We start from the raw sequence: 10,739 nt of genomic DNA on the forward strand, positions 1-10,739 counted from the left end.
CATCTGATCGACGGGCCGGTCGTGAGGGATGGGGAACAGCCGTGACGGGTCGCCCGGAGACCCGTCACGGGCCGAACGAGCCGTCACATGACGTCGGCGAGGCGTTCGGACAGGGCCAGCATCTCCGGGTCGTGGGGCCACCGGTCGGCGAGCGCCTGCACGGCCGCCTGCCGCAGTCCCCAGTCGGAGTCGTCGGCGGCCCGTTCCCGAAGCAGCACCTCGGTGGCCGGGTCGTGGCGCCAGCCGCCGGCCAGTGCCTCGACCGCCGCGCGCCGGCTCGTCGCTCCGGTGCCGTCGGTGACGATGCGCCGAAGCAGCTCGCCCGTCGCCCGTTCCTCGCGCCAGCCCGCGGCCAGGAGGCGGATGACTTCAGCGCGCAGGAAGTCGTCGGGGTCGTCGACGGCGAGTCGACGCAGCAGATCGCGGGTCAGCGAGGTGCGGAAGCCCAGGACGAGGGCCCGGACGGCGGTCGTGCGGACGTGGGAATCGGGGTCCAGCTCAGCGCGCTCACGGAGCACTTCCTCGGTCCCGGGGGCGTCGCGAAGGCTCGCGCCCAGCATCCGTATCGCCGTCGCTCGCACGTACGCGGCGGCCGGGCCGACCGCCAGTCTGCGCAGCAGCAGCCGGGTGTCCGGGTCGTCGCGCCATCCGGCGGTGACGGCGAGGACGGCCGTCGCGAGCGTCCTCCCCTCCTCCTTGCCGCCGGCGATGCGGCGCAGCACCGCTTTGGCCTCGGGGTCTCCCGGCCACAGAGAGCCGAGAGCCCACAGCGCGGCCTGCCGCACCGAGTCGCTCGCCGGTGAGACCGCGAGCTCGCACAGCCACGGCAGCGTACGCGGGTCGTCGCGCCATCCCGTGGCCACCACCCGTACGGCGGCCACCCGGACGTCCGTGTCCGGGTGCGCTTCGGCCCGTTCGCGCAGCAGCATAGGGGTCCGCGCGTCGGCGCGGCGCCCGACGACGAGTGGCCCGAGCGCGGTGATGCGCGGATCCTCCGCGGGCGCGGGGAAGGTCGCGAGGGCCGCGTCAGGGCGGACGGGTCCGGCCCGCATCCGGTCGAGCGTCCGCTCGGCGGTCTCGCGCAGCCACCTCTCGTCGGCCGGATCGGCGGCGATGGCTTCCAGCAGAGCCGCATTCAGCGGATCCTCGGGCCAGCCCTCGGCGAGAATGCGAAACACGCTGGTCCGCAGGTGCGGGTCGGGGTCGCAGGCGGCCCGCTCGCGGACGACGGCCCCGGCGTCGGGGTCGCCCGGCCAGCCGGACGCGAGACACCGCACTGCGGTGAGGCGGACCTCGGAAGCCGGGTCGTCGGCGGCGTACCGGCACAGCGCGGCATACGTCTCGGGCTCGTCGCGCCAGCCGTTGACGAGTGCTCCCAAGGCTCCCCGGCGAAGGTAGGTGTCGTCGTCGTCGAGCCAGCCTCGCAGCAAGCGTGCGGCGGACGGGTCGGTGCGACGGGCCAGGGCGAACAGCCGGACCGAGCGCTCCCTGGTCTCTCCATCGGGGTCCGCTTCCGCGGATTCGCAGAGCAGCCGAGCCAGTCGCGGGTCCTCGGGCCGCTCCTGGACGAGCGCACGGACGGCCTCGACTCTGGTGGCCGGTGCGGGGCCGAAGGCCGCCTGGCTGTAGAGGTTGTCGTAGAACTCGGGGTGGTCGCCCAGCAGTGCGGCGCCGACCTGTGCGGCCGGTGGTACCTCGAACCAGGCGAAGTTCTCCCCCTCCCTCATGACACTGAGGAACTGACCGCGCGCCAGGTACCAGTCGCCATAGAGCCGGTGGACGGCGGGACAGCGTGCGCCGAGCCGGGCGAGCACAGGCGGCAGGGTCTCCTCCGCCGCGCGCAGGACGGGCGAACCGGGGCGCACCCCTTCGGCGACCACATGCTCGATCAGCGCGATCACCGCGCTCACGACGGCGGAGCACTGGGCGGGCAGTGCGCCGGGGTCGCGGACCTCACCGAGGCAGCGGGCGGCGAGCACGATGTGGTGGGGGATCTCGCGCGAGGACGCCCCGGACAGGCGGACGAACCACAGCGGATCGGCCGCCAGGAGGTGCGCGACGATCCGTCCTGCGACCCGAGGTTCGACCATCCCGGCGGTGAGGACGAGGGATTCGTGCCGGGAGGGGTCGTTCCAGTGCTCGCCGTACTCGTGGTGGACGAGTGCGTCCTCGCTCAGGCTGCGCTCCACGGTGAGCCGGTGGTGGACATCCGCCGCGTCGAGGTATTCGAGCAGCGCGCGATGGAGGAATCCGTACATCGCGCCGCCGAAGTGGCTGAGGATCCCGTTGCGTACGCGGAACTCCTCCAGCATCGCGCGGGTGAGCGCCGGCGAGCGATCGGGCGGAAGCTTGTCGCGCAGGTAACCGTCGAGTTCCGCGGTCAGCTCCGCGTCCGTCAGGAGGTTCCCGGCCGTCCCGCCCGCCCCGGTCTGCATCCGGTGGGCCACGCGGCGCAGCAGCTCCATCCGCTCGCCGGCGCGCAGGCGCCCCGCGTCCTCGGCCACCCGTTTGTCGCGTGCGAACCGGCCCGGGTCCCACTGGGCGATGAACGCGCTCACGGTCTGTTCGAGCACCGCGCGCCGGTCCCTCGGCAGGTCCCGGTGTTCACCGCGAAGGGCCAGCATGGTGAGCATCAGCGGGTTTCCCGCGAGCTCAGCCGCTGCCGGCGTGTCGTCGATGGCGGCCAGCAGCCGCTCCCGCAGGCGGGCCGCCTCGGCGGGCTGTTCGGGGAAGGCCAAGCGGTACCAGCGGGTCACGAACGTGTCGATCCGCACCCGGTCGAGGTCCCGCAGTACGTGGATGCGGAAGCCCTCGCGTTCGAGTACGGCGTGCTGGTAGTCGACGATCCGGGAGGTCACCACGACGCGGGCGTTCGGATAGCGTTCCGCGAGACCTGCGATCTCGCCGGTCACCTCCTCGCGCAGCCGAGGGTCGAAGACCTCGTCGAGCCCGTCGAAGATCAGTACCGCGCGGCCACCCGTACGCAGGTACGCGTCGAGCAGGTCCTTCGGCAGACCGGGCCCTTGGGTGTGGTGGAGGCGGTCGACGAGGTCGAGGAGTGTGCCGGTGCGCCACTGCGGGTCGGCGTACGCGCCGAGCTCCACCAGGAGCGGCAACGCCCCCGTGAGCGGCGCGAGATCCGCGTCGACCTGGTGGTCCGAGTCCAGGGCCTGTGCGAGCGTGAGCGCGAGGTAGCGGGCCAGTGTCGACTTGCCGTGGCCAGGGTTGCCGAGCAGCACGATCCGTTGCGCGTCGCCTTGGGCCAGTACCTGGAGGGCGGGGCGGGTCCGGCCGTCGTCGAGCGGCCATGGAGCGGGGGCCGACGCGTCGGCGCCGCGGGTCGGCGGCGCGCCCGGCCCTCCGTCCCGCGTCGGCGTCCCGGGACGAACGGCCGGGGCGACGAACACGTCGGTCAGCCGGAGCGGTTCGGGGCGGACCGGCGCATGGGGGGAAGCGACGACGGCGAGCTGTGCGTGGCGTCGGCGCAGTTGGGCGAAGTACGTCGTGCACGCGGCGTCGAAGCCGGCCGGGACGGAGCGGGCGCGGCGTGCGGAAACGGCGTCCTCGTACCAGCGTTTCCACTGGTCCTCGTCACCCAGCGCCGCGTTCTCCGCCGTGAATCCGCGGTGGTCCGCCGCCAGCCTGATCAGGACTTTGAGTACGGGACGGAAGGTGCGCCAACTCCCCGGGTGGTGGCCGTTGGGGCTCTTCCAGGCGCTGATCGGCTTGTTGCTCGGGTTGCCCTTGCGGTCGGTGACCCCCGCCCTTTTCGCCACCGCCGTCAGATCGGGGTGGTCGGCTGCTTCGTACAAATCCTGGAGCCGCCTGGCGAACTCCAGCCGAGCTGTGCTCGGGACACCTCCGCCCGCCAAGAGACTCCCCCTCCGACGCGTGTCCCGCCGTCCGGTCCGGTCCGGTCCCGTCCGGGCCGGACACCTCGCAGCAGCCGCCCTGACGTGCACGTTCGATCGGGTGAGGCAAGCAGCGAAGGCCGAGGCGGCCCCGCTGCCGCTGCACTGGTGCGGACCGGCTTCCGAACGCTTCCGATCGAGGAAAAGGAGTCTTCCATGAGCTCCGCAATGATCACCCTGCTTTTCGGCATCTGCCTTGCGCTTCTGGCATCCGCCCTGTTCGCGGCCGTCGTCGGCCTGGCGGCCCGCAGAGGAGGGGCGAGTCCCGCCTCGGCCGTTTCCCGGGCCGCTCACGCATTCAGCACGTCCCTGAATGGCACGCTGCTGATCATCGGCCTCATCGTCACCGTCGCCGTCCGTTGAGGCGGGGCGGTCCTGTACGGCACCGAGTAAGGAGCGGCATGTGGTGGACGCCGTAGACGGACGTGGTGCCGCGCATCGCGACGTTCTCCGCCGGCCGCCCGAGCCGGAAGGCCAGGGAAGCGCCGGAACAGGCGGAGACCTCGGACGAAGGGGCTGCAGGACGCGACCTAGGACCGGTCCCGGTGGAAGGCCGGCCCGACCTGCCTGCGGCGCAGTTCCTCCAGCGTGGCGCACTGGCGGCGGGCCCGGGCGAGGAGCTCGTCCAGCCGCTCCGCGTCGAGGCGCCGGTCCGCCGCGGCCAGCGCGCGGAGCGTCTCCCAGGCCGCCGCCTTGCCCTCCGCGCCCAGGCGCAGCGCCTCCAGCTCCCACAGCGTGCTCAGCGGGGACCGCCGTACCAGGCGGCCGTTGCCCTTCAGGCGTCCCATCCGCTCGGCCGCCAGCCCGGCGACGACCTTGTAGCGCCGCACCGGGACGTCGAGCCGCCGCATGACGTGCAGCAGGGCCGCCCGGTCCTCGGTCAGTTCGGCGACGACCGGGGCCAGCGGGCCGGCCAGGGCCGAACCCCGGCACGAACGCAGCAGCGAGCGGGCCCGCGCGGCGCCCGCCGCGGCAACGGCCAGCTGGTCGTTGAGGTAGATCCCGAGCAGGGCCGTGTCCGTGGCCGGGACGGCCCGGGCGCCCTTGGTGCCCGTGGCGTTCCGTGCGCCGCCTCGCGGGTCCGTCATGAGTCCGCTCCTGTCGTGGCCGGGTCCCGCGCGACGGCCACCTGGGTGGTGATGCGGACGACGCCGGGACGGCGGGGTGTCGAGCCGGACCCGAACCGCACGGGGGGCTCGACCGGGGCGAGGGCGCCGAGATCGCGCCCCTGGTGGGTGACCGTGGCCGAGGTGATCGGGTGCAGGTCACGGGCGCCGTACCACTGGTGCCGGCCGGACCGGGCGCCGGCGTGCGTGCGGGCGCCGAGCAGCAGCCGGGCGGGCCGGTCCCACAGGGCGAGCCATCCCGGGCTCGTGGCGAGCCGGGCGGGCACGGCCCGCAGCGCGAGACCGGGCAGGCCCCGCGGGCCGGTGCCGAACCGCACATCGAGCGGTGGGGCCGAGACCGTCCAGTGGCGGCGGTCGGTGATCCGCACCCGGACCGGCACGACCCGCACCTCGTCGAAGGCGTAGGTGCCGGCGATGAAGTCCGCCGTCTCCCGGGTCGGCGCCAGCAGCAGGCGGTGCCCGCCGGGCTCCTCGACCATCAGGTCGCTGAACGGCCCGAACGGCGACCTCGGCCAGTGCCCGAGTACGACACGGGTGCCGGACGCGGTGCCGAGGCCCGCGATCCAGCCGTCGAAGCGCAGGGTGCGCACTCCCGCCCGGCCCTTCGGGGCCCGGGCGGGGTGGGCGTTCGCGGATCCGGGACGCGGCAGGTGGCGCAGCACCCGGGCCGGGTGCCCGCCCCGCTCGGCCGTGAAACGGCCGGGCCGTCCCCCTCCACGCCCCGGGAAGCCGCACCCGCGCCGGACGCCCGGATGCCCGCCGCGGGGTGTGGCCGAGGCCACGTCGCGGACGAGGTCCCGATCACGTCCGGGCTCGGGAAGCGGCGGTTACCGTCTACGACCAGACCCCGCCCCCTGCCCCTCGGACGGCCCGGCAGTGCAAGCAGATCTCTCCCCGGTCATCGCGGCCACCGCCCAGTGGCTCACGCGTGCCTTCCCCGCCACCGGCGGCGCACTGGCCTCCGCCCTGTGCGAGGTGCAGGCCCGGCAGGCCGTGACGGTCGCGGCACGGCTCCGGTACCCGACAGCCATGGACGCCGCCCTGCTCGACCTCGTGGGGCCCGGCGGCTCGGCGCGGCTCGACTGGGTCACCGGCGCCGACGCGGCCCCGGACGGCGACGAGGACGCGCACGCGTGGCGCACCTGGGTGGACGAGGTCGTGGCGAGCTGGGCGGCCGTCCTGCTCACCGACCCCGACCTGGCCGCCCGGGCCGTGGCCGCGCTCACCGGGGACCGGCGCGGCACCGGCTCCCGGGCCGAGTTCCGTCGGCTCGTCGCACCCGACGCCGGCGACCGGAGCGCCGCCGCACTCCTGCGCCACCCGGACCTGCTCGCCCCCGTCGCGCGGCTGCACCACCCCCAGCTCCTCGAACGCCTGGACCCGGGCCGCACCCTCATCGCCTGACACACGCCGCCTCCCCACGGGTCCGCACCCCCCCCCCGGCGACCTGCGCGGACGCGCCACTGCCCCCTCCCGTCACCCTCCGTGAGTCACCGGTTTGCCGTAAGCGACCGTGCCCCGCCGCAGCGATCGGCGGAGGCTGAGCGTGGGCTCGACGGTCTCCGGCCACCTTCGGCGGCCCGGGGTTTCCCCGCCGTCCTGCCGTGCCGTGACGCCGCTGACGGAGGAGAGACCGCCATGACCACCGCCTTCTCACGGAGCTGGCAACACGCCGTCGTCACCGGCGGCGCCGGATTCGTCGGCTCCCACCTGTGTGCCGCCCTGCTGGACGCGGGCGCGGCCGTCACCTGCGTGGACGACTTCAGCACCGGCCGCCCGGAGAACATCGCCCCGCTGCTGGAACGGCCCGGCTTCACGCTCGTCCAGGCCAACGTCGCCGAAGGGCTGCGGATCAAGCGCCCGCCGGACCTCGTGCTGCACTTCGCCTCCCCGGCGTCCCCGGCGGACTACCTGCGCCTGCCGCTGCACACCATGGAGGCGGGCAGCCTCGGCACCCGCAACGCCCTGGAACTGGCGCACTCCGCCCGGGCCCGGTTCGTCCTGGCCTCGACCTCCGAGGTGTACGGCGACCCCCAGCAGAACCCGCAGGACGAGCGCTACTGGGGCAACGTCAACCCCGTCGGGCCGCGCAGCGTCTACGACGAGGCCAAACGCTTCGGCGAGGCGCTGACCACCGCCCACGCCGAGACCCACGGCACCGACACCTGCATCGTGCGGCTGTTCAACACCTACGGCCCGCGGATGCGCGGCCACGACGGACGCGCCGTGCCGACCTTCGTACGCCAGGCCCTGGACGGCGAACCCCTCACCGTGACCGGCGACGGCCGCCAGACCCGGTCGCTGTGCTACATCGACGACACCGTCCGCGGCATCCTCGCCGCGGCCGCCCACGGCATGCGCGGCCCGGTCAACATCGGCAACCCGGCCGAGATCACCATGCTCGACCTGGCCCGGCTGGTCGTCGAACTCGCCGCGTCCCCCTCGGAGATCCGCTTCATCGAACGCCCGGTGGACGACCCGGCCGTGCGCTGCCCGGACATCACCCTGGCCCGCGACAAGCTCGGCTGGGACCCGCAGGTGCGCGCCGAGGAAGGGCTGCGGCGCACGATCGCCTGGTTCCGCGAGGCCGGGACCGACGACTGACCCGCCCCCGGCCCCGCCCCGCGCACCGCCGCGCCCGGTCCCGCCCCCACCGCCGAAAGGCACGCCACGCCCATGCGCATCCTCGGAATCAACGCCCTCTTCCACGACCCCGCCGCCGCCCTCGTCGTCGACGGACGGACCGTCGCCGCCGCCGAGGAGGAGCGGTTCTCGCGGCGCAAGCACGGGAAGCGGCCCCTGCCCTTCTCCGCCTGGGAGCTGCCCGAGAAGGCCGCCGCCTGGTGCCTGAAACGGGCCGGGCTGCGACCGCAGGACCTCGACGCGGTCACCTACTCCTTCGACCCGGCGCTGGCCCGGCCCGCCGACGCCATGGGCCTGGACGACCCGTGGGACCACCTGCGGCTCACCTACGCCCGCGAGGCTCCCGGCTTCCTGGCGGCGGCCCTGCCCGGCCTCGACCCGGGCATCGTCCGGTTCGTGCCGCACCACATGGCCCACGCCGCCTCCGGCGCCTTCGCCGCACCCGACGCCGGCGACTCCTCGGTGCTGGTCCTGGACGGCCGCGGCGAACGCGCCTCCCACCTGGCCGCACGCCGCGTCGGTGACCGGCTGGAGGCACTGCACACCCAGGACCTGCCGCACTCGCTCGGCCTGGTCTACGAGGAACTCACCGCGCACCTGGGCTTCCTGCGCTCCTCCGACGAGTTCAAGGTGATGGCGCTCGCCTCCCACGGCACCCCGCGCATGCTGGCCGAACTGCGCCGCCACGTGTACCCCACCGGCGACGGCGGCTTCCACGCCACCGCGGTGCCCTGGCACGAACTGTGCGCGCCGCGCGGGGCCGACGAGCCGTGGACGCAGGACCACGCCGACGTCGCCGCCAGCGCCCAGGCCGTGCTGGAGGAGACCCTGCTCGACCTGGTGCGCTGGCTGCACGGCCGCACCCACGACAGCGTGCTCACCCTCGCCGGAGGCGTCGCCCTCAACTGCGTCGCCAACTCCCGTGTCGCCCGCGAGGGCCCCTTCACCCGGGTGTGGGTGCAGCCCGCCGCCGGCGACGCCGGGACCGCCCTGGGCGGGGCCCTGCTGCTGTCCGCGGGCGAGGGCGACCAGCCGGAACCCATGACCGGCGCCGACCTCGGCCGGGACTGGTCCGACGCGGAACTCGGCGCCTGGCTGAAGACTGCGGCCGTCCCCTTCGAACGGCCCCCGGACATCGCCGAGACCGTCGCCCGGGCCCTCGCCGACAACGGCATCGTCGCCTGGTTCCAGGGCCGCTCCGAGTACGGCCCGCGCGCCCTCGGCCACCGCTCCCTGCTGGCGCACCCCGGCCACGCGGGCAACCTGGAGCGCCTCAACGACGTCAAGGGACGCGAGCAGTTCCGGCCCGTCGCGCCCATGGTGCTCGCCGACCGCGCCGCCGAGATCTTCGACGGTCCGCTGCCCAGCCCGTACATGCTGTTCGTGCACGACGTGGCCCCGGCGTGGCGGGACCGTATCCCCGCCGTCGTCCACGTCGACGGCACCGCCCGCATCCAGACCGTCGACCCGGACCGCGAACCCCTGGTGGCCCGCATGCTCGGCGCGTTCGAACGGTTCACTGGGCTGCCCGTGGTGGTCAACACCAGCCTCAACACGGCCGGACGGCCCATGGTCGACGACCCGCGCGACGCCCTGGAGTGCTTCGGCTCCTCGCCGGTGGACCTGCTGGCCATCGGCCCCTACGCGATCCGCCGCGGCGACCTCTTCCGCACCGGCGACCGGGACGACCTGCGCTCCGCCGCCGGAGGCCCCCGATGACGGCCTTCGCCGCGGCGCGGGACGCCGAGTACGCCGTCGTGATCCCGACCCTCGGCCGGCCCAGCCTGCGCGCCTGCCTGCACGCCCTGGCCGAGGCGGCCGGGCCGGGGCCGGTCCGTGTGGTCCTGGTCGACGACCGGCCCGACGCGGCCGGGGTCCCCCTGACCGCCGACGTCCCGCCGTCGCTGCGCGCCCGCACCGTCGTCGTGCCCGGCGGAGCGCGCGGACCCGCCGCCGCCCGCAACCTCGGCTGGCGCGCGGCCGGTGACGTCCCGTGGATCGTCTTCCTGGACGACGACGTCGTCCCCGGGCCCACCTGGGGCGACGACCTCACCCTCGACCTGACGGCGGCGTCGGACCGGACGGCCGGGATCACCGCCCGCATCGAGGTGCCCCTGCCGGCCGACCGCCGCCCGACCGACTGGGAGCGCAACACGGCCGGACTGGCCGGTGCCCACTGGATCACCGCCGACATGGCGTACCGCCGGGCGGCGCTCGTGGCCGTCGGCGGCTTCGACGAGCGCTTCCGGCGTGCCTTCCGCGAGGACGCGGACCTCGCCCTGCGCATGCTCGACGCCGGCTGGACGCTCACCGGGGGACGGCGCACCACCACCCATCCCGTCCGGCCCGCCGGACGCTGGGTCTCCGTCTGGCTGCAGGCCGGCAACGCCGACGACGTCCTGATGACCCGGCTGCACGGCCGTCACTGGTGGCGCCGGGCGGGCGCGCCGCGCGGGCGCCTGCCCGTGCACCTCGCGGTCACCGGCGCCGGGGTGACGGCCGCCGGCTGCGCCCTGCTCGGCCGGCACCGCCTCGCCGGGGCCTGCGCCGCCGCCTGGCTGGCCGGCACCGCCGAGTTCGCCCTCGCCCGGATCCTGCCCGGACCGCGCACCCGCGACGAGGTGCTCACCATGGCCGTCACCAGCGCGCTCGTGCCGCCCGCCGCGACCTGGCACTGGCTGCGCGGCCGCCTGACGCACCGCGCCGCCCGCCCGCACACCCCGCCGGGAACCACGGGCCCGACGACGGAGCCCCGCCCGGCGGTCAGGGAACGGCTGCGCACATGACCGGCCCCACCGGCCCCCGGCGACCCACCGGAGCGTGCGGAACCGGCGGCACACCGCCGCCCCCGCCCGCCCCGCTCCCGGCCACCACCGCCTCCGACCCCGCGGCGCGGGGCCGACACCGCCCGCTGCCGCGGCCCGGCCCCCGCCCGGACATGCGGGCGGGACACCGGCTGCCGCCGTCGGCGTGGCCCGATCCGGACGGGCACGCGGGCTACCGGCTGCCGCTGTCGGCGGGCCCCGGCCCGGACGTGCGGGCGGGACACCGGCTGCCG

8 protein-coding genes and 1 pseudogene are annotated in these 10,739 nt (G+C 75.2%); 6 read left to right on the forward strand and 3 right to left on the reverse strand.

The genetic code is table 11. The features are described 5' to 3' along the window. Nucleotides 1-83 precede the first annotated feature (83 nt). Entirely contained in the window at nucleotides 84-3,812 is a 3,729-nt protein-coding gene (locus tag ACPXCS_RS27570) for a HEAT repeat domain-containing protein (RefSeq protein WP_425950550.1), read from the reverse strand. A 255-nt stretch (nucleotides 3,813-4,067) separates the two neighbouring features. Between ACPXCS_RS27570 and ACPXCS_RS27575 the strand changes: the two genes are divergently transcribed. Further along, nucleotides 4,068-4,274 carry a hypothetical protein gene (locus tag ACPXCS_RS27575; RefSeq protein WP_425950552.1) on the forward strand — a complete coding sequence of 69 codons (207 nt, stop codon included), beginning with the start codon at nucleotides 4,068-4,070 and terminating at the stop codon, nucleotides 4,272-4,274. A 167-nt stretch (nucleotides 4,275-4,441) separates the two neighbouring features. Here ACPXCS_RS27575 and ACPXCS_RS27580 read toward each other — a convergent pair whose 3' ends face one another. Together ACPXCS_RS27580 and ACPXCS_RS27585 are read right to left on the reverse strand one after the other, a co-directional pair. Next, a complete protein-coding gene (locus ACPXCS_RS27580; protein WP_425950554.1) occupies nucleotides 4,442-4,999 on the reverse strand; it encodes a hypothetical protein in 558 nt (185 codons plus the stop codon). Next, nucleotides 4,996-5,820 (reverse strand): hypothetical protein, encoded by an 825-nt coding sequence (locus ACPXCS_RS27585; RefSeq protein WP_425971043.1) that lies wholly within the window; start codon nucleotides 5,818-5,820, stop codon nucleotides 4,996-4,998. Before ACPXCS_RS27585 ends, ACPXCS_RS27580 begins: the two co-directional genes overlap by 4 nt. 94 nt (nucleotides 5,821-5,914) lie before the next feature. On the opposite strand from ACPXCS_RS27585, the gene ACPXCS_RS27590 reads away from it, so the two are divergent. The 5 genes and pseudogenes from ACPXCS_RS27590 to ACPXCS_RS27610 form a co-directional block, all read left to right on the forward strand. Continuing rightward, nucleotides 5,915-6,442 carry a hypothetical protein gene (locus tag ACPXCS_RS27590; RefSeq protein WP_425950557.1) on the forward strand — a complete coding sequence of 176 codons (528 nt, stop codon included), beginning with the start codon at nucleotides 5,915-5,917 and terminating at the stop codon, nucleotides 6,440-6,442. Between the two features lie 234 nt (nucleotides 6,443-6,676). Next, nucleotides 6,677-7,642, forward strand: coding sequence for an NAD-dependent epimerase/dehydratase family protein (locus tag ACPXCS_RS27595; protein WP_425950559.1), 966 nt, complete (start codon nucleotides 6,677-6,679; stop codon nucleotides 7,640-7,642). Between the two features lie 72 nt (nucleotides 7,643-7,714). Continuing rightward, the gene (locus tag ACPXCS_RS27600) at nucleotides 7,715-9,400 is read left to right on the forward strand and encodes a carbamoyltransferase family protein (protein ID WP_425950561.1); all 1,686 of its coding nucleotides are present in this window, start codon (nucleotides 7,715-7,717) and stop codon (nucleotides 9,398-9,400) included. Beyond that, a complete protein-coding gene (locus ACPXCS_RS27605) occupies nucleotides 9,397-10,467 on the forward strand; it encodes a glycosyltransferase family 2 protein (protein ID WP_425950562.1) in 1,071 nt (356 codons plus the stop codon). The genes ACPXCS_RS27600 and ACPXCS_RS27605 overlap by 4 nt, the downstream gene beginning before the upstream one ends. Next, nucleotides 10,464-10,739, forward strand: a pseudogene (locus ACPXCS_RS27610) (hypothetical protein); the annotation flags it as partial. The gene ACPXCS_RS27605 and the pseudogene ACPXCS_RS27610, both read left to right, overlap by 4 nt.

The organism is Streptomyces sp. DT190, assembly GCF_049846985.1.
In the GTDB taxonomy this organism is placed as follows: Bacteria; Actinomycetota; Actinomycetes; order Streptomycetales; family Streptomycetaceae; genus Streptomyces.